The organism is Variovorax sp. RTB1 (assembly GCF_035018765.1).
Classification (GTDB): Bacteria; Pseudomonadota; Gammaproteobacteria; order Burkholderiales; family Burkholderiaceae_C; genus Variovorax.
Genome location: NZ_JASJXG010000005.1, coordinates 1 through 18,011, shown reverse-complemented (window position 1 = coordinate 18,011; position 18,011 = coordinate 1). Strand labels below are relative to the sequence as shown.

The 18,011-nt window shown below is 63.5% G+C and carries 23 protein-coding genes; 7 read left to right on the top strand and 16 right to left on the bottom strand.

What is annotated here, in order from left to right; all coding sequences use genetic code 11:
• Window positions 1–8 precede the first annotated feature (8 nt).
• The 5 genes from QN397_RS05210 to QN397_RS05190 form a co-directional block, all read right to left on the bottom strand.
• Window positions 9–803 carry an esterase/lipase family protein gene (locus QN397_RS05210; RefSeq protein ID WP_323500267.1) on the bottom strand — a complete coding sequence of 265 codons (795 nt, stop codon included), beginning with the start codon at window positions 801–803 and terminating at the stop codon, window positions 9–11.
• Window positions 804–878: 75 nt separating this feature from the next.
• Window positions 879–1,511 carry a TetR/AcrR family transcriptional regulator gene (locus tag QN397_RS05205; RefSeq protein ID WP_323500266.1) on the bottom strand — a complete coding sequence of 211 codons (633 nt, stop codon included), beginning with the start codon at window positions 1,509–1,511 and terminating at the stop codon, window positions 879–881.
• 34 nt (window positions 1,512–1,545) lie between these two features.
• Complete coding sequence (locus tag QN397_RS05200) at window positions 1,546–1,893, bottom strand: phasin family protein (protein WP_323500265.1); 348 nt, start codon at window positions 1,891–1,893, stop codon at window positions 1,546–1,548.
• A 175-nt stretch (window positions 1,894–2,068) separates the two neighbouring features.
• A complete protein-coding gene (locus tag QN397_RS05195; protein WP_323500264.1) occupies window positions 2,069–2,566 on the bottom strand; it encodes a hypothetical protein in 498 nt (165 codons plus the stop codon).
• A gap of 125 nt (window positions 2,567–2,691) precedes the next feature.
• On the bottom strand, window positions 2,692–4,371 hold the full coding sequence (locus QN397_RS05190; RefSeq protein ID WP_323500263.1) for a wax ester/triacylglycerol synthase family O-acyltransferase: 1,680 nt from the start codon (window positions 4,369–4,371) through the stop codon (window positions 2,692–2,694).
• Window positions 4,372–4,520: 149 nt separating this feature from the next.
• On the opposite strand from QN397_RS05190, the gene rocF reads away from it, so the two are divergent.
• Window positions 4,521–5,432: an arginase gene (gene rocF / locus QN397_RS05185; protein WP_187054061.1), complete on the top strand. Its 912-nt coding sequence runs from the start codon at window positions 4,521–4,523 to the stop codon at window positions 5,430–5,432.
• A gap of 68 nt (window positions 5,433–5,500) precedes the next feature.
• Complete coding sequence (locus QN397_RS05180; RefSeq protein WP_323500262.1) at window positions 5,501–5,968, top strand: response regulator; 468 nt, start codon at window positions 5,501–5,503, stop codon at window positions 5,966–5,968.
• Window positions 5,969–5,984: 16 nt separating this feature from the next.
• Here the strand turns inward: QN397_RS05180 and QN397_RS05175 are convergent, their stop codons facing one another.
• The 3 genes from QN397_RS05175 to QN397_RS05165 all read right to left on the bottom strand — a co-directional run bounded on the left by QN397_RS05175 (window position 5,985) and on the right by QN397_RS05165 (window position 8,815).
• Complete coding sequence (locus QN397_RS05175) at window positions 5,985–6,629, bottom strand: DUF2242 domain-containing protein (protein WP_323500261.1); 645 nt, start codon at window positions 6,627–6,629, stop codon at window positions 5,985–5,987.
• Window positions 6,630–6,752: 123 nt separating this feature from the next.
• Window positions 6,753–8,027, bottom strand: a complete 1,275-nt coding sequence (locus QN397_RS05170; RefSeq protein ID WP_187054058.1) for a Glu/Leu/Phe/Val family dehydrogenase — start codon at window positions 8,025–8,027, stop codon at window positions 6,753–6,755.
• Between the two features lie 101 nt (window positions 8,028–8,128).
• Complete coding sequence (locus tag QN397_RS05165; RefSeq protein WP_323500260.1) at window positions 8,129–8,815, bottom strand: YggS family pyridoxal phosphate-dependent enzyme; 687 nt, start codon at window positions 8,813–8,815, stop codon at window positions 8,129–8,131.
• A 47-nt stretch (window positions 8,816–8,862) separates the two neighbouring features.
• Between QN397_RS05165 and QN397_RS05160 the strand changes: the two genes are divergently transcribed.
• The 3 genes from QN397_RS05160 to QN397_RS05150 are packed head-to-tail and all read left to right on the top strand — an operon-like array spanning window position 8,863 to window position 12,021.
• A complete protein-coding gene (locus QN397_RS05160) occupies window positions 8,863–9,906 on the top strand; it encodes a type IV pilus twitching motility protein PilT (RefSeq protein ID WP_187054056.1) in 1,044 nt (347 codons plus the stop codon).
• Between the two features lie 31 nt (window positions 9,907–9,937).
• Entirely contained in the window at window positions 9,938–11,074 is a 1,137-nt protein-coding gene (locus QN397_RS05155) for a PilT/PilU family type 4a pilus ATPase (RefSeq protein WP_187054055.1), read from the top strand.
• Window positions 11,075–11,097: 23 nt separating this feature from the next.
• Window positions 11,098–12,021 (top strand): NAD(P)-dependent oxidoreductase, encoded by a 924-nt coding sequence (locus QN397_RS05150; protein ID WP_323497183.1) that lies wholly within the window; start codon window positions 11,098–11,100, stop codon window positions 12,019–12,021.
• 17 nt (window positions 12,022–12,038) lie between these two features.
• On the opposite strand, the gene QN397_RS05145 is transcribed toward QN397_RS05150, so the two are convergent.
• Genes QN397_RS05145 through QN397_RS05135 form a run of 3 tightly spaced genes read right to left on the bottom strand, consistent with a single transcriptional unit; the run spans window position 12,039 to window position 13,837 of the window.
• The gene (locus QN397_RS05145; protein WP_323500259.1) at window positions 12,039–12,812 is read right to left on the bottom strand and encodes a BON domain-containing protein; all 774 of its coding nucleotides are present in this window, start codon (window positions 12,810–12,812) and stop codon (window positions 12,039–12,041) included.
• Complete coding sequence (locus tag QN397_RS05140; RefSeq protein WP_323497185.1) at window positions 12,809–13,417, bottom strand: SIS domain-containing protein; 609 nt, start codon at window positions 13,415–13,417, stop codon at window positions 12,809–12,811. Before QN397_RS05140 ends, QN397_RS05145 begins: the two co-directional genes overlap by 4 nt.
• A 48-nt stretch (window positions 13,418–13,465) precedes the next feature.
• Window positions 13,466–13,837 (bottom strand): YraN family protein, encoded by a 372-nt coding sequence (locus QN397_RS05135; RefSeq protein WP_323500258.1) that lies wholly within the window; start codon window positions 13,835–13,837, stop codon window positions 13,466–13,468.
• Window positions 13,838–13,870: 33 nt separating this feature from the next.
• On the opposite strand from QN397_RS05135, the gene rsmI reads away from it, so the two are divergent.
• The gene (gene rsmI, locus QN397_RS05130) at window positions 13,871–14,857 is read left to right on the top strand and encodes a 16S rRNA (cytidine(1402)-2'-O)-methyltransferase (RefSeq protein ID WP_323500257.1); all 987 of its coding nucleotides are present in this window, start codon (window positions 13,871–13,873) and stop codon (window positions 14,855–14,857) included.
• Here rsmI and QN397_RS05125 read toward each other — a convergent pair.
• Window positions 14,854–15,582, bottom strand: a complete 729-nt coding sequence (locus tag QN397_RS05125) for a glutathione S-transferase (RefSeq protein ID WP_323500256.1) — start codon at window positions 15,580–15,582, stop codon at window positions 14,854–14,856. The two genes, rsmI and QN397_RS05125, sit on opposite strands and share 4 nt — an antisense overlap.
• A 263-nt stretch (window positions 15,583–15,845) precedes the next feature.
• On the opposite strand from QN397_RS05125, the gene QN397_RS05120 reads away from it, so the two are divergent.
• Window positions 15,846–16,025, top strand: a complete 180-nt coding sequence (locus tag QN397_RS05120) for a DUF2892 domain-containing protein (protein ID WP_323497189.1) — start codon at window positions 15,846–15,848, stop codon at window positions 16,023–16,025.
• Window positions 16,026–16,036: 11 nt separating this feature from the next.
• Here QN397_RS05120 and QN397_RS05115 read toward each other — a convergent pair whose 3' ends face one another.
• Genes QN397_RS05115 through QN397_RS05100 form a run of 4 tightly spaced genes read right to left on the bottom strand, consistent with a single transcriptional unit; the run spans window position 16,037 to window position 17,933 of the window.
• Complete coding sequence (locus QN397_RS05115) at window positions 16,037–16,717, bottom strand: DUF599 domain-containing protein (RefSeq protein WP_323500255.1); 681 nt, start codon at window positions 16,715–16,717, stop codon at window positions 16,037–16,039.
• Window positions 16,718–16,726: 9 nt separating this feature from the next.
• On the bottom strand, window positions 16,727–17,164 hold the full coding sequence (locus QN397_RS05110; RefSeq protein WP_323500254.1) for a YeeE/YedE family protein: 438 nt from the start codon (window positions 17,162–17,164) through the stop codon (window positions 16,727–16,729).
• 11 nt (window positions 17,165–17,175) lie between these two features.
• Window positions 17,176–17,610 (bottom strand): YeeE/YedE family protein, encoded by a 435-nt coding sequence (locus tag QN397_RS05105; protein ID WP_323500253.1) that lies wholly within the window; start codon window positions 17,608–17,610, stop codon window positions 17,176–17,178.
• Window positions 17,610–17,933, bottom strand: coding sequence for a metalloregulator ArsR/SmtB family transcription factor (locus tag QN397_RS05100; protein WP_323500252.1), 324 nt, complete (start codon window positions 17,931–17,933; stop codon window positions 17,610–17,612). Before QN397_RS05100 ends, QN397_RS05105 begins: the two co-directional genes overlap by 1 nt.
• Window positions 17,934–18,011 lie beyond the last annotated feature (78 nt).

The following is an 18,011-nucleotide window of genomic DNA, read 5'->3' as shown; positions in this document are numbered from 1 at the left end:
GGAACGCGCTAAGTTCTATCGGGATTGGGGTAGACCAGGGGCCCGAGCAGCGTGCGGTTGAATGGCTTCCACTGTCCTTCAGGCTGCGACAGGCGATCTGCCAGCGCGTACATCACCGCAGGATGCGCACCGAGGCCGATGTGGCTGGCGATCACCTCGATGTTTTCCGACTGCGGGCCGGTCTTCTCAAGACTGCATTGCCATGCCACCACGCCATCGGTGCGGCTGAAAATCGAAGTGGTCGGTACCGGAGGCGTTGGGCTGACGTACTTCATGCGCTTGGGGTCGTGCGAGCTTTGGCCGCTCACGCCTTCGTACACGCGCCATGCATTGGTCGCACGCGGGCTGCCAGAAAACGGACTGCCCAGCGTGATGACATTGCGCACGAGTTCAGGATGTGCCGATGCCAGCAAACGGGCATACACGCCGCCGAGGCTCCAGCCGACGACGCTGACCTTCTGGCCGTTCTTGCCGTGCAGTTCTCGCAGCAACTTGACCATGCCGGCCTCGACACCTGCGCGCGGTCCCATATTGCGTCCGAGACCCCATCCATGCGCGTCGTAGCCGCGGCTTTCAAGGTAGCGGCGCAGGATCCCGGTCGAGGTGTCACTGGCGACCAGGCCCGGGAGCACCAGCACCGGATGGCCATCTCCGCGCGGCGTGAGTTGCAGCAGAGGCCACATGGCGATGCCGGCGCCCGTCTCCCAAAGCGCTCGGACTTCCGCCAGCAGCAGCAGGCGCGACGGCGGCTTGATTGCTTCCTGGCGGCTTGGGTCGATTGCAGCTTGGGCGGCAACGGTCATGTGATCTCTCCTTGTCTAAATTGTTGTCTAAACTGATCTTGGCGGGTGTCTCGGGCCGTGGGACAACAGGCCCATTTATCCGAGGTATTTGCCGCGCAGGTAATCAAGGTAAGCCCTGGATTCGCTTGAAACGTAAGGCGAAACCAGCGTAAGCGTGTAGAAAGCCGCAAGCCCGGGGTCGGCCTTCGCCAAGGCATCGCGCCCCGGCACCAGCCGCTCGAACGACAACCAGCAAGTCGTGGTGAAAACCATCTGCAGCGCGAGGATTCGGGCCTGCTCGGCGCTGGTCTCGATCACGCCTGACGCCACCAACCCCTCGCACAGCGCCTGCGCTGCGACCAGGTTGTGCGCGGTGAGGTCTTGCGCCCGCTGGCCGAGCAACGGGTACTCGCTCGAAAGGAAAGCCATGTCGCGATAGATGAACCGGTACTCGTTGATGGCCTCGAAACGCAGGTGCAGCGCGAGCCAGAGATCGTCGATGGCGGTAATCGAGGTCGACGAAGTGTTCAACGCTTCGAGCCGTTGCTCGAAACGCCGGAACAGCCATTCGACGATGAGCGCCTTGGCCTTGAAGTGATAGTGCAGGTTGCCTGGACTGATGCCGAGTTCGGCCGCGATTTTGTGGGTCGACACGGCAGCCAGACCTTCTGCGTTGAACAGCGCGAGGCTGGTCAGCAGAATGCGGTCGCGTGTGTTGGGACTTGCCACAGGTGAGGAGACAGCCGCCGCGATGCTGACGAGTTCAGCGCCTGCGCCGGGATGGCGAGGCGGGCGTCTTTGCCGCGGTGCGAACCGAACGATCAGCCCCACCGATTCGATCGAGTTGCTCGCGAAGTTCGCGCACCTCGTCTCGCAGCGCCTGGACTTCTTGCGGTGTCGGCATGCCGAGCCGCTGCAACGCCGTTGCCACGCGTTGGTCGAAAACGTCTTCGAACTTGCGGATGCCGAAGCTGTCGAGGCTCGGGAAGCCGCGGCCCGGTACGGCATCGCTTTTGGGCTGGATGCCGAGCAGACCTTCGATGACGTTGGTCTGGCGCTTGACGACATCGTCGCGAACGTTGCCGAGCGCCTTCAGGCCCGCACGCAGCAAGACTTCCGCCTTGCCGGGTTTCGCCTTGGGTGCAGGTGCAGCTATGGATGCAGCGGCTATTGCGGCAGGGCCAGCAGGTTTGCCGGCAGCGGCCCGCTTTCTGACAACGGGGGCCTTGGGCGCAGCAGCCTTTTTGGCAGGCGCCAGTTTTGGAGTCGGCGCCCTGGTCACCACCTCAAGCTGCCTTGCGAACAGCGCGACGGACCGGCTTTGCAGCGGCGCGGACCTTGGCCTTGGCGGTGCGAACGGCCTTCGGCAGATCGACACCGCTCAAGCGCACTTCGATCTGCTTGGCGCCCTCGACGATCTTGTCGGCGATTTGGGCGGAGACGTTGGCGATCGGCAGGTTGAAGGCGTTCAGCGTCTTGAACATCGACGTGGCGACCGGCGATTCGATCTGCGCAGCGCGGCCGGCGACCGATTCGATGCCGTTGGTGCTGGCAGCAGCGACACGGTCCATCAGCGCGACGACGCGGCTGGTGTCGATGTCGAGGCGGTTGGCCAGGAAGCCAGTGACCTTTTGGGCTGCAGCAAAGCGCGCAGACAAGCGCGAAGCCGCGCCGCCAAGCAGACGATGCGCGCCCGTGCGGTAGGCGCTCACGAGCGTCTTGCCGGCTTCGTTGTACTGCCCGACGACATGGACGGCAACGGAAGAGAAGGTTTGCGTAGACATGAAAATTTCCTTGAAGTTGATCGGGTCGCTGGTTTGCGATGGACCGATCTTCTTCGGCAATTCCTAGGCCGCGATAACTAGAAGCGGGAGAAAGTTAGTCCAACTGCCCCAATTTTTTGATGATTTCACGAGCTTGCAGTCGCGCCGGCGCGCGCCCGCTTGGCCGGCACCGGCGCCTTGCGCGTTGACTTGGCAGCGGGCTTGGTCACTGCCTTGACGATCGGCTTCGGGATCGGCTTGGCCGCGGCTTTCGCAGTGCTCTTGCCGACAGGTTTGCCGGCAGGCTTGCCGACGATCTTCAGGTTCGGCTTGCGCACCGCTCTCGCAACGACTTCGAGCGCTGGGGCTGCAGCAGCGGTTGCGGCTGCAGCCGCCGGCTGCGCCGCCGCCATCGGTCCGGCCAGATCCATCAGCGTCTTGTGCTCGGCCAGCATGTAGTCGCCGATCTCGGTGATGTCGGGCACCGCACGGCGGCAGGCGATCAGGCCGTAGTCCATGCGGCCGTTGTAGCTTTGCACCGTCACGTTCAGCGCCATGCCGTGGCTGGCGATCGACACCGGGTAGTAGCAGGTGACCAGCGCGCCCGCAAAGTACATTGGAAACGGCGCACCGGCCACGTTCGAAATAGCGACATTGGCAACGGGGGGAATGACGTTGACAAGCCCCGAGCGTCCGAACATCGAGGCCACACCGGAGATAAGCCACGGCGCGCCGAACATCGGGAAGTCGTCGAGGATGACCGCCTTGAACTTGTTCATGGTCGACTTCGACGCGTTCGACGACGCGTTGATCTGCTTCAACCGTGCCACCGGGTCCTTGATGTCGGTCGCGAGGCTCACCAAGATCATGCTGGCCTGGTTGTTGGCGGTTTCGTCGCCGGCTTCGCGCAGGCTCACCGGAATGGCGCCGACCATCGACTTTTCGGGCAGCTCGTTGCTGTCTTTCAGGTACTTGCGAAGGGCGCCCGCCACCGTGCCCATGACGACGTCGTTCAGCGTCACGCCGAAATGCCTGGCGATGTGCTTGGTCTCGGCCAGCGAAATGGTGCGGCCAGCGAAAGTGCGCTGATTGGTGATCGACACGTTGAACGGGGTACGCGGCGCCAGCAGCTTGAACTTTTTCGGTGCCGTCGTCAGCGATTTCTCGGCGGCTTTTTCATCCGGCTTGGCGAGGCCGCCGATGGCGCGTGCAAAGGCGGGCGCCATCTTGAACAGCTTCACGTACTGCTGCGCCGTATTGCGCAGCGCGGCGCCCGCGAGTTCGGCCATGCCGAGCGAATAGTTGTTGCTGCGCGCACGGGCCCGCGGCGGTTTGACGACACGGCCGACCGCGTCGAGATCGAAGATCGCCTTGCCGAGCGCGACGCCGGCCTGCCCGTCGATGCCAGCGTGATGCACCTTGGTGTAGAGCGCAGCCTGGCCGCTTTGCAAGCCGTCGATGATGAAGAACTCCCACAGCGGGCGGCTGCGGTCGAGCAGCGTCGAATGCAGGCGCGCAACGTACTGCTGCAACTGGCGATTGGTGCCCGGCTTGGGCAGCGTGATGTGCCGCACGTGGTAGTCGATGTCCATGTCTTCCTCGTCGACCCAGACCGGGTTCGACAGGTCGAACGGCATCAGTGCGAGCTTGCGGGTGAACACATCGGCCAGATGAATCCGGCTGGCCATGAAAGCCTTGGCGTCCTCGTAGAAATCGCCCTTGTAGCCTGGAGGCAAGTCCAGCACGTTGAGCGAACCCACGTGCATAGGCATCTCAGGGGTTTCAAGGTGCAGGAAGGTGGCGTCGAGGCCGCTGAGGTGTTTCATGTTGTCTCCTTGATTACGCTCTCAAAGGCGCTTGTCAGGATACCGTGCAGTCACTGAAAAAAGGGCCCCGAGGCTTCAGTGTTTCCACCCGGTTGCTTGCCGCTTTTGCACGCGCAAGGGTAGGCTCGACCCATGACTCGTACCACACCATGACCGCCACGCTCGAACTCATCGGCGCCCCTACCGACGTAGGCGCCAGCGTGCGCGGCGCGGGTATGGGTCCGGACGCCCTGCGCGTCGCGGGCCTCGCCGAGACGCTAACGCGCCAGGGCTTTTCCGTCGTCGATCGCGGCAACCTCGCTGGCCCGGCGACGCCTTGGGCCGCACCGACCAATGGCCTGCGGCATCTGGACGAAGTGATCGCCTGGAACCGTGCGGTCTACAACGCGGTCGACACTGCGTTGGGCGCCGGACGCGTGCCGCTGATGCTGGGCGGCGACCACTGCCTGGCCATCGGCTCCATCAGCGCGATCGCATGGCATGTGCGCAAGCGCGGGCAGAAACTGCGGGTGCTGTGGCTCGACGCGCACACCGACGTCAACACCGACACCACCAGCCCGAGCGGCAACATCCACGGCATGCCGGTGTCGTGCCTGCTCGGTCACGGCCCGGCCGCGCTGACCGGTTGGAGCGGCGAACGTGCGGCGCTCGTTCCCGAAGCGGTGCGCTTCATCGGCATTCGGAGCGTCGACGATGACGAGAAGGAAGCGATCCGCACCATGGGCCTGCGCGTGTTCGACATGCGCCACATCGACGAGCACGGCATGCGCCACACCATGACCGAGGCGCTGCAAGACGTCGACGAAGACACCCACCTGCACGTGAGCTTCGACCTCGATTGCCTCGATCCGGCGGATGCGCCCGGTGTGGGAACGGGTGTGCGCGGCGGGCCGACCTATCGCGAGATGCAGCTGTGCATGGAAATGGCGGCGGACACCGGGCGCCTGGGGTCGCTCGATGTGGTCGAATTGAATCCGGCACTGGATGTGCGGAACCAGACCGCGGAAGTAGCAGTGGCGTTGATCGAGAGTCTTTTTGGGAAGTCGACGCTGACGCGGTGAAGCGCAATTGGGCGGCCTGCTTGAAAAAAGCGCGCCTCCTACGCCAGCTTGTGCCGGAGGAGACGGCCATGTCGCAGACGCTGGCCCTAAAGTTGAGCCATGACCGGATCTCCCCGATGACGACCGACGTGCCCCACTCCAACGACGCCCGAGACAATCCGCCGAATCCCGAGGAGACGTCCGCAGCGCCGGGCAAACTGCGGGTACTCGTGGTGGAGGACGACGCTGCGGCGCTGTCGGCCACCGTCGAACTGCTGCAGCTGCTCGGCCACTGGGCCACGGGCGTCAAGAGTGCAGAAGTGGCCAAGTCGCGCTTCATGGACGGCGCGTTCGACGTGCTGCTCACCGACATTGGCCTGCCTGCCTTGTCGGGTTACGACCTGGTGCAAAGCCTGCCGTCGGGCCATCGCATGAAGGTGATTTTTGCGAGCGGGCAAATACAGCCCGACGATCCGATGCCCGGAACCATCTGGCTTGCCAAACCGTTTACCGTCGAGCAGCTCGAAGCCGCGCTGGCGACGGCCCGCGCGGCCTGAACCTTCGCTCTGTCGATTACTTGGGTGGCGCTGTTGCCGGACTGGCGGGCGCGGCCGGCATGGCCTCTGGCGATCCCAGCGCCGCCGGCGACACCGAGGGCTCGTTGCCCTGCTGAGCCTTCAGGAACCGTTCGAGCAACGCAAAAAAGCGATCGTAGAAGCCTTCGTCGGTCAGCGTCTCGCTCGCTATCTTCACCATGGCATCGTCGCTCGACGAATACGGCAGAGAAAGTGAGCCGATGGCGCCGACACCCACGCTTGCCGAGTTGTTGACTTTCTTCAGCGCATAGCGGTCTTGCAGCGCCGTCACGAAGGTCACGGTGCGATGACCCTTGGCGACCTCTGATGCGCAGACCACGCGCAACTCGACTTCGACGTGTACCTCACCGGTCGGCTGGAAGCTCTTGCGGCCCGTCACCAGGTCGGTGCTCGACGCCGTGAGCATGTAGCCCTGACTCAGCAGAGCGCGACGCGCCGCTTCACAAGTTTGTCCCTCGCTGGCCGAATAGCTGCGGGTGTGGGTGGTGGTCGAATCGAACTCTTCCGGCTCGTAGGAGACAGGCTTTGGCGTGCTGCCGCAACCGGACAAAAGCAGCGCAGCGGCGACAGCCAGCGCGGCAGAAAAAGGGACGAAAGCGCGAGAAGAAAAGACTGTGGACATGGCGTGTCGATGCTAGCGGCGAAATCACCGACGACTTGCCGGCACCCGGCTTCGACACACCTCGAACGCAAGCGTTCCCCGCGCCCAGAAACGAGCACCTCTACCTCACGCTTGAAAGTGAACTCAAGGGTACAGACCGCGTTCCTGCCGCGCCATCAAAATACGCTCGCAGGCCACCGCATAGGTGGCAGTGCGCAAGCTGATCTTGTGCTTGTCGGCCGTGTCCCAGATCTGGTTCAACGCATTCATCATGATGCGGTCGAGCCGCACGTTGATCTCGTCTTCGTCCCAGAAGAACGACGAGAAATCCTGCACCCATTCGAAGTAGCTCACCGTCACACCGCCAGCGTTACAGATCACGTCGGGCACCACCAGCACGCCGCGCTCGGCCAGGATGTCGTCGGCCTCGGGCACCGTCGGGCCGTTGGCGCCTTCGAGCACCAGCTTGGCGGTGGTCTTCTTGGCGCGCGCGGCGGTGATCTGGCCTTCGAGCGCGGCTGGAATCAGGATGTCGCAGGCCACGTCCCAGAAGGCTTCGTTGGGCACGACGTCGCCACCCTTGAAGCTCACCGCGCCGGCGGGCGTGCGCGACACCGGAATCAGCTCGGCCAGGTCGAGCCCTTTCTCGTTGACGATGGTGCCGGTGTGATCCTGCACAGCGACGATCTTTGCGCCGGCCTCTACAAAAAGCTCTGCTGCGACAGAACCCACGTTGCCGAAGCCCTGTACCGCAATACGCGCACCGCGCAGGTCGAGGCCCAGGCGGCGAGCGGCTTCCCGGCCGGTGACGAACACGCCGCGGCCGGTCGCCTTGACGCGGCCCAGCGAACCACCGAGGTGCAGTGGCTTTCCGGTGACGACACCAGTGGCGGTGCCGCCGGTGTTCATCGAATAGGTGTCCATCATCCACGCCATGATCTGGCCGTTGGTATTGACGTCGGGCGCCGGGATGTCGGTGTGCGGGCCGATGATGATGCCGATCTCGCTGGTGTAGCGGCGCGTGACTTTCTCCAGCTCTTTGAGCGACAGCTTCTTGGGGTCGACGCGAATGCCGCCCTTGGCGCCGCCGTACGGCAGGTTGACCGCAGCCGTCTTGACCGTCATCCAGGCCGACAGCGCCATCACTTCTTCCAGCGTGACATCGGGGTGGAAACGCACACCGCCCTTGCCCGGCCCGCGGCTCATGTTGTGCTGCACGCGATAGCCTTCATAGTGCGCGATGCGGCCGTCGTCCATTTCGATCGGTACGTCGACGATCAGCGCGCGCTTCGGTCGCTTGAGCGTTTCAGCCCACTTGGCCAGGTCGCCCAGGTAAGGCATCACACGGTCGACCTGCTGCAAATATGTCCCCCACGGACTGGTGGGTGTGGGATTGACGAAGGAAAGTTTTTCGCTCATTCGAGGCTTCCGTGTGTTGGGTGGATGCCGTCGACGATAGACCTTGCCCTGTGACTGCGCCATGACTTATGCGCGCAGCGCAGGGCGTTATGCCGACGCGGTCAGCGCCCGCCGAAGATCGCCGTCCCGACCCGGACCATCGTGCTGCCGGCAGCGATGGCGGCTTCCAGATCGGCACTCATGCCCAGCGACAGCGTATCGAGCTCGATGCCCGACGCCTTGATCCGGTCGAAAACTGCAGCCGCCGTCATGAAAAGCGCCCGCTGCGCGTCGAAGCCGGCCGCCGGTTCCGGGATCGCCATCAGCCCGCGCAGTCGCAACCGTGGCAACGCCGCAACAGCCTGCGCAAACGCCAGCGCCTCGTCCGGCGACGCACCCGACTTGTTGGCGCCGCCATCGACATTGACCTGCAAACAGACCTGAAGCGGTGCCAACTCAGCCGGCCGCTGCTCGCTCAGGCGCTGGGCGATCTTCAACCGGTCGACACTGTGGACCCAGTCGAAATGCTCGGCCACCAGACGCGTCTTGTTGCTCTGGAGCGGGCCGATGCAGTGCCACTCAAGTTCGGCACGAATGTCCGCCAAGGACTGGATCTTGCCCACACCCTCCTGAATGTAGTTTTCCCCAAAAGCGCGTTGACCTGCTCCATACGCATCGCGGACCGCCTCTGCTGGGAAGGTTTTCGATACCGCAAGCAAGCGCACGCTCGCCGGATCCCGTCCGGCGGCTGTGCAAGCCGTCACGATCCGGGAGGTAACTTGCTGGAGGTTGTCACGAATCATCGTCATAATCGTCAAAAGCGTATCAAAACGTCACCGACCCATTCGAGGACCCCGTGGACATTACCCAACTGCTGGCGTTCAGCGTCAAAAACAAGGCTTCGGACTTGCATCTCTCGTCCGGCTTGCCGCCGATGATCCGGGTGCATGGCGACGTGAGGCGCATCAATGTCGACGCGCTCGATCACAAGGCGGTGCACGCCATGGTGTACGACATCATGAGCGACACGCACCGCAAACACTACGAAGAATTTCTGGAAGTCGACTTCTCTTTCGAGATCGACGGCCTGGCCCGCTTTCGGGTGAATGCCTTCAACCAGTCGCGCGGCGCTGCGGCGGTATTCCGGACCATTCCTTCGAAGATCCTGTCGCTGGAGCAACTCAACGCGCCCAAAATCTTCGGCGAACTCGCATTGAAGCCGCGCGGCCTGGTGCTGGTGACAGGCCCGACCGGCTCGGGCAAATCGACCACGCTCGCCGCGATGGTCAATTACCTGAACGAAACCGAGTACGGCCACATCCTGACGGTAGAAGACCCGATCGAATTCGTCCACGAATCGAAAAAGTGCCTGATCAATCAGCGCGAAGTCGGGCCGATGACGCTGTCTTTCGCGGCCGCTCTGCGCTCTGCCCTGCGCGAAGATCCTGATGCGATTCTGGTCGGCGAAATGCGCGACCTGGAAACGATTCGCCTGGCCATGACGGCGGCTGAAACGGGCCATCTGGTGTTCGGCACCCTGCACACCTCGTCGGCGGCCAAGACCATCGACCGGATCATCGACGTGTTCCCGGGCGAAGAAAAAGACATGATCCGCGCCATGCTGTCGGAGTCGCTTCAAGCGGTGATTTCTCAGACGCTGTGCAAGACCAAGGATGGCCAGGGCCGTGTTGCGGCGCACGAGATCATGCTGGGCACGCCGGCCATTCGCAATCTGATCCGCGAAGGCAAGGTTGCGCAAATGTACTCGTCGATTCAAACTGGCAGCGGTCAGGGCATGCAGACGCTCGACCAGAACCTGACCGACCTGGTGCGCCGCAGCGTGATTTCATCTGCCGAGGCACGCGGCAAAGCCAAGATCCCGGAGAACTTCCCGGGCTGATTTTTTTTCTGGATCTTTCCGGAGCAGACACATGGAACGCGATCAGGCCAGCCAGTTCATCAACGAACTGCTCAAGCTCATGGTGAGCCGCAACGGCAGCGACTTGTTCATCACCGCCGACTTCCCGCCGGCCATCAAGGTCGACGGCAAAGTGACCAAGGTGTCGGGCCAGGCGCTCGGTTCGCAGCACACGCTGGCGCTCACCCGATCGGTCATGAACGACCGCCAGACGGCCGAGTTCGAGCGGACCAAGGAATGCAACTTCGCAATCTCGCCGACCGGTGTCGGGCGCTTTCGGGTGAACGCATTCGTGCAGCAGGGAAAGGTCGGCATGGTGATGCGGACCATTCCCGCCAAGCTGCCGACCATCGACGGCCTCGGCATGCCGCAGGTGCTCAAGGACGTGGCGATGACCAAGCGCGGCCTGACCATCCTGGTTGGCGCCACGGGCTCGGGCAAGTCGACCACGCTGGCCGCCATGATCGACTGGCGCAACGAAAATTCGTACGGCCACATCGTGACCGTCGAGGACCCGGTCGAGTTCGTGCACCCGCACAAAAACTGCGTAGTAACGCAGCGTGAAGTGGGCATCGATACCGACAGCTGGGAAGCCGCTCTCAAGAACACGCTGCGCCAGGCGCCCGACGTCATTTTGATGGGCGAAATCCGCGATCGCGAGACGATGGAGCATGCCGTCGCATTCGCCGAAACCGGTCACCTTTGCATGGCGACGCTGCATGCCAACAGCGCCAACCAGGCGCTCGACCGCATCATCAATTTCTTTCCGGAAGAGCGCCGCAACCAGTTGTTGATGGACTTGTCCCTGAATCTGCGCTCCCTGGTGTCGCAGCGCCTGATTCCGACCGAAGACGGCCAGGGGCGCATCGCAGCGGTCGAGATTTTGCTCAACACGCCCCTGATCTCCGACATGATCTTCAAGGGCGAGGTCGGCGAGATCAAAGAGATCATGAAGAAGAGTCGCAACCTGGGCATGCAGACTTTCGACCAGGCGCTGTTCGATTTGTTCGAAAACAACGCGATCACTTTCGACGACGCCATTCGGAATGCCGATTCGGCGAACGACCTGCGTCTGCAGATCAAGCTGAACAGCCGGCGCGCCAAGTCGCAAGATCTGTCTGCCGGCACCGAGCATTTCGCCATAGTCTGAGCTCGCGGCGCTAAGCTCGGGGCATGAGCAGCCTCAATACCAAAATCTATTCCCTCGTCCCTTCGCACAAGGTCGCTTTTCTCGGCCTTGGCGTGATGGGTTACCCAATGGCCGGGCACCTTGCTTTGGCCGGGCACAGTGTGACGGTTTACAACCGCACCGCCGCCAAGTCCGCTGCCTGGCAAAAGGAGATTGCTGCAGCCGGCGCGGTGGCCAAGCTCGGTCATGCGGCCACGCCGCGCGAAACCGTGGCCGATGCGGACATCGTTTTTTGCTGCGTAGGCAACGATGACGATCTGCGCTCGGTGGTGCTGGGTGCCGATGGCGCTTTTGCGGGCATGAAGAAGGGCTCGGTGTTCGTCGACCACACCACGGCCTCGGCCGATGTCGCGCGCGAGTTGTCCAAAGCTGGCCTGGCTCTAGGCCTGCAGTTCATCGATGCGCCGGTGTCGGGCGGGCAGGCGGGCGCTCAAAACGGCGCGCTGACCGTGATGTGCGGTGGCAACGCCGCCACGTTCGCACAGGTCAAGCCGGTGATCGACGCGTTCGCACGCGCGGTGACCCTGCTGGGTGAAAGCGGTGCGGGCCAGTTGGCGAAGATGGTCAATCAGATCTGCATCGCGGGACTCGTGCAGGGATTGTCGGAAGCCATCGCCTTCGGCCAGCGCGCCGGTCTCGACATGGAAGCGGTGCTCGGTGTCATCAGCAAGGGCGCAGCGCAAAGCTGGCAAATGGAAAACCGCGGCAAAACGATGATCGAGGGCAAGTTCGATTTCGGCTTCGCGGTCGACTGGATGCGCAAGGACCTGGGCCTGGTGTTCGACGAAGCCAAACGCAACGGCGCGCAGCTGCCGGTGACGCAACTGGTCGACAAGTTCTACGCCGAAGTGCAACAGGCCGGCGGCAAGCGCTGGGATACTTCCAGCCTTATCACCAGGCTGAAATAGGAACAGCGCTCGCTCTGCTAGCGAACCGGCGTGGTGCTGGCGCCGCCGCTCGGCGCAGGCATCGGCTCCATCGGGGGCAGCGGGACGTTGGAGCGCGAGGTCGAGGCCGGCGCGACGCTTGAGGACGGCGAGGACACCGGCGCCGGTGCGGTGTTTGCGCGGGTCTGGTTCGCCAACTCCGCGTCGCTGACGATTTCGACCACACGCACCACGCGGTCCACGCCCGACACACCGCGCGTGATTTCGGTTGCGCGATCGGTCTCGCGACGGGTCGCGATGCCCATGATGTAGACAGTGCTGCGCTCGGTCACGATCTTGAACGAGTTGGCGAAGATGTCCTTGGCATCGAGCAGCGATGCCTTCACCTTGCCGGTGATGTAGGTGTCGTTGGAACGCTGCGGGAACGAACTCGACGGGCCGACCACGAGTTCATTCACCACCGACCGCACGTTGTCGACGCGGCGCAAGACCTCTTCGGCGCGACGCTTGTCGGCCTCGCTGCCGACGGTACCGACCATCAGCACCTGCCGGTTGAAACTCACCAGCGTGACGTTCATGTCGTCGTTCGCGATCTCCCGGATGCGTGCGGCGCCGCGCAGTTCGATGCCCTGGTCGTCCAGCTGGGCGCCGGAACTGCGGCGATCGGTCGCGACCAGGCCGGCACCGGCCGCCGCGGCTCCGCCGATGACCAGCGGCACGCAGCCGGAAAGGCCGGCCACCAAGGCGGCGCCCAGCGTGAGTGCGGCCATCGCCGTGGCGATGCTGCGGGTCGATGTCGTTGGAATCGTCATGTGGAACCTTCCTGTTCTCCGAGTAATTGGGCGTCCACTCCGTCGCACAGGCAATGCAGCGCGAGGAGGTGGACTTCGTGGATGCGTGCCGCGCGTTCGTGCGGCACCGTGACCTGTACGTCTGTTTCGCGCAATGCGCGGCCGATGGCGCCGCCACTGCCGGCCGCATGGCCCAACAGCGCAACGACGGTCATGTCGCGCGCATGCGCCGCCGTGACCGCCGCCAGCACCGCGGACGACTGCCCGCTGGCGCTCAGCACCAGCAACACGTCGCCGGCGTGGCCTAGCGCCCGCAGCTGGCGCGCAAAGCGGTCGCTGTCGATGGCGCCAGGCGTGTCGGCCGCCGGATCGGTGGCGTCACCGGGCAAGGCGATGGCGGCGAGCTCGGGTCGCTCGCGCTCGAACCGGCCGACGAAGTGCGCAGCGAACTGCGCTGCCAGCAGCCCCGACACGCCGGAGCCACAGGCCAGCACCTTGCCGCCGCTGGTCACGCAGGCCAGCAGCGCCTGCATCGCTTGCGAAATCGGTTTGCTGAGCGCCGGGCCCGCCTGGTATTTGAGGTCGGCGCTGTCGATGAAGTGCTGCTGTATCCGTTGCTCAAGCATTTGGGGTCGGATGATAACGACAGGCGCTGCAACAAATCGTTCGAGCCATTAGTGACCCGCGTCGAAGGCGCCTTGCAGCCACTCGATTTTTTCCTCGACCAGCACCACATCGAACCGGCACGGCGGCAGTGTGCGCAGCCGGCTGAGGTAGTGGCGCGCGGCGAAGATGATGCGACGCTGCTTGACGCCAGTGATGCTGCCGCCAGCGCCGCCATGCGTACCGCTCGCTCGCTGCCGCACCTCCACGAACACGAGTGTGCCGTCGCGTGGATCGCGCATGATCAAATCGATCTCGCCGCCGCCGCGACCCGGCGTTCGATAATTGCGGGCGACCGGTACCAGTCCGGCGTCCTGCAGGTGTTCGAGCGCGGCGTCTTCGGCTGCATCGCCACGCTGCTTGGTGGTTTTAGTTGTCGCCATCCCTGCGATCCTGTTGTTGTCCCGGAGAAACCATTGGCTTCAATCACCGCCGCCTCGTTCGGCGCAGCCCTCTCGGCCGCGGGCGATGCCGCGGGCAGGCAGGATTATCCCCAGAGCACGCTCTACGTCGTCGCTACGCCGATCGGCAACCTGGCCGACATCACGTTGCGCGCGCTGCATGTTTTGCAGATGGTCGACGCTGTCGCCTGCGAAGACACTCGGCATACGCAAAGCTTGTTGCGGGCCTATGGCATCGACCGACCTGGCGGCCAGCTGCTCGCGCTGCACCAGCACAACGAAGCCGAAGCGGCGCAGGGCGTCATCGCACGCCTGTCTCAAGGCGAACGCATCGCGTACGTGAGCGACGCCGGCACGCCGGGCGTGAGCGATCCCGGCGCGCGGCTGGTGGCTGCCGTGCGCGCAGCCGGGCTTCGCGTGCTTCCCTTGCCGGGCGCGAGCGCCGTTACCACGCTGATCAGCGCTGCGGGTCTCGTCGCGGGTGGTGACGACAGCAGCGCTTTCGTCTTCGCGGGCTTTCTGCCAAGCAAGGCTGGCGAACGCGACACGGCCGTGCAAGCGCTCGCGCTGGAACCGCGCGCTGTCGTCTTGCTCGAAGCACCGCACCGCATCGAAGCCGTGGCCAGAGCGCTGACCGTGCTGGGCGACCGGCGGATCACTATCGGTCGTGAACTGACCAAGCAATTCGAAGAGATCGTTACCCTGGCTGCCAGCGAGCTACCGGCGTGGTTCACCGCGGGACGAGACCGCACGCGCGGGGAATTCGCACTCGCTTTGCATCCGAAGGCAGTCGCTGTCGATGATGGCGCGGAAGGCGAACGTGTGCTGCGACTGCTGCTCGAAGAGCTGCCGGTGAAGACCGCCGTGCGCCTCGCCGCGGAGATCAGCGGCGCGCCGCGCAATGCGCTCTACGACACTGCGCTGCGCATCCGCAAGGACGGGAGCAGGCGTGATGGCGACCACCACACGAACAGCGATCTCGACGACGAGCCGAGCGATTAGCCGTCAAGTTCCGGGTAGTGCCTGAAGATGCCCTCTTCGTTGAAGGCGATGCGGCGCGGACTCTGCAGATAGGCGTGCACCCGCTCGCGGCGACTCACATTGCCGTGAAGCTTGGAAACGAGAGGCGTGTCGGCCAGAACGCGTGCAGTGGCTTTGGGAAACGCATAGCGCAGACCGGCGACCAACTGGAACAGCGACAGGTCCGCGTAGGTGAGCGCACTGCCAACCAGATGCAGATCGCCGGCCGGATTGCGTTGCAAGATCTGCTCGAACCATCCCAGGAACTTCGGCATGCGCTCTTCCCGAAAGGCCTTGGCACGCTCCAAGGCGGCAGCACGCTGGTCTTCGTAATAGGCATCGACCGAGATCGGATGGTGCGTGTCGTGCGCCTCGGCCACCGCGTCGGCGATGGTCAATTGCAACTGATGCGTCCACAGCCCATCGACCTCGCCCGCGCCCGCGAGGCCGAGCCGCGACCCGAGGTATAGAAGGATGGCGGCGGTTTGCCCGACCACAACTTCGCCATCGACAAGGAACGGCGGCGCGAACGATGCGCGCGTATTCTTCGGATCTTGCAGGCTGCGCCCCAGCGCCGCTTCACCACCACCCTTTGCAGGCGATTGACGCGCGACGTCGACATACTCGGCGCCGGCAGCTTCGAGCGCCAGTCGCACGAATTCACCGCGGCCCTGAATGGTCGGCCAGTAATGCAATCGATAAGCCATAGGCAATCTTCTCAGAACTTGCCTGCATGCAAGCAGGCAAGCCGAGGGGACCGACGTTGTCGAAGGTGCGTGCAGTTCATCGGCGCAAGGCAACTTCCCGGCCAAAGAAAAACCCGCTCCCAAATAGATCGTGCGGGCTGAAACTTGGGCCTTGTCGGCCTCTGAAATTCGACGCGGCCATCCGACAGCCTGGTTTATTGATCCACATCACATGCCAGTCCAGCTCGCTGCGCCATGGTGTTGATTGTGCAAAGGAACAATAAATGAAGCCCAACGTCGGCACCGCTGACCGCATCATGCGAATCGCAATTGGCCCGGGCTTGATCGCGGCCAGCGTACTCGGCACCATCGGCAAGGCTAATCATGGGCGGGGCCCTTCGCTGACGCAGGCAGCCCATGCCATCGCCGGGTTTGAAGAGTTCTCGCAGGTACCGCCCAACTGAGCGGCTGTCGATCAGTTGGAACGGCTTCCCAAATACGCCGTGGAGTTGGGCGATCCGCTGGCGGCTACCTTGTCGAATCGGACCAGGACGAGGACTACAACGGTCGCCGCGACCGGCCCTGCGAAGGGGTGGAGCAGGCAAGCAAGGATCGGGGCTACCAATATAAGGTGACGCAGACCCCAGCTATACAACAAGCCGGCGCGACGCACGTAGGCGATGCCGGCCTGATTCCAGCGCTTGCGCAATGCGGACTCCACCGGCACGCCGCTGATGAAACCCACATGGTTGTAGTAGCGAACAGCCATTGCCGAGCACACCAGTGAGGCGAACAGCAACGCAAGCAACAGGAGCTCGAGCACCAGCTTCGGAGTCAGGCTCGGCAGCATCGCCGCTTCATCCAGACTCGCATGCAGTGAGGGTGCAGCAAGAGTGACAGTGCCGATCAATCCAAGCATCGCTGTCGATGCCGTCATGGTCGCCGACATCAGCGAGTTTCGCAGCGTCTGCACCGCGAGAATCTCCGAGCCAGGGTTCTGCGACACGGCAATGAACCAGTCTTCCCGCAGCGCCGCATGCGCGCTGCGTGCCATGCGCTCGGGGCGGCGTCGCTGCGCGACCATGAGCACCGTCTCGTACGCCACCAACACTGCGATGGTCACCAGAGTACTCAGCCAGGCGAGGACGGCGGACATCGCTTTGATTCAGGTGGGTCGAAGGCCGGCAGGCTGCTTGCGACGCTCGAGCAGTTCGAAGGCGCCCATGCCCACGAGCATCGCCGCTACGAATACAAGCGCCTTGACCTCGCCCATTCCCAGTGCGACCAGACCGGGCCCGGGGCAGAAACCGGCGACACCCCATCCGATACCGAATACGACGCTGCCGATCAGCAGACGACTGTCGATGTCCCGCGACGTGGGCAACTTCATCGGCGCACCGAGGAATGACACGGTGCGCTTCCTGGCCAGCGCGAACGCCAGCGCTCCGACGGCAATCGCGCCCGCCATCACAAAGGCCAGCGAAGGGTCCCAGGCGCCACCCAGGTCCAAGAAGCCCAGCACCTTGGCCGGATTAGCCATGCCAGACACGATGAGGCCAAGTCCGAAGACGAGGCCGGCCAGCAACGATGTAAAAACCGTCATTCAATGTCTCCTCAGATGCCAAGCCAATGGCGGATGATGAACACGGTCGCGAAGCCAGCAACCATAAAGGCCCCAGTGGCGACCATCGATCTCGGCGACAAACGCGCCAACCCGCACACGCCATGTCCACTGGTGCAACCCGACCCGTACCGAGTGCCCACACCCACCAGCAGGCCGGCGATCACCAAAGCACCAAAAGACGCATCGATTCGGGGTTGGGGAAGCGCCGCGACCAACTCATAGACCCAGGGCGCACCCACGAGGCCCAGCACGAATGCGGCACGCCAGGCCAGGTCGCCCTTGTTCGGCTTGAACAGCCCGCCGATGACGCCACTGATACCGGCGATGCGGCCGTTCAGCAGCACGAACATCGCCGCGGCCAGACCTATGAGCATCCCACCGGCCAAGGCGGACCAGGGGGTGAATTCATTCAAGGCGATGGACATCATTGTTCCTTGGGACAGTAGAGCCGGTAGAGCACGGCCAGGATTTCGAGCAGGTTTGGATTTGCGACGCTGTAGAAAATGTTCTTGCCCTGACGGCGCGTGCTGACGACCCCCTCTGTGCGCAGAACGCCGAGCTGCTGTGAAAGCGTTGGTTGACGGATCTCCAGATGTTCTTCGAGTTCACTGACGCACATCTCGCCTTGCGCAAGCTGGCACAGCAGCAGCATGCGCTCAACGTTGGCCAGCAGCTTGAGGGCGCTGACAGCCTCGTCCGCTGCATGGCGGAGGACTTCGGGATCGATGACGGCTTTCGGGCGTTTCATGGAGCGTCAGTGCAGCAGTATGTTGAGCGGACAGCAGGTCAATCGGTTCTCTTCATTATATTTATATATATACTATAC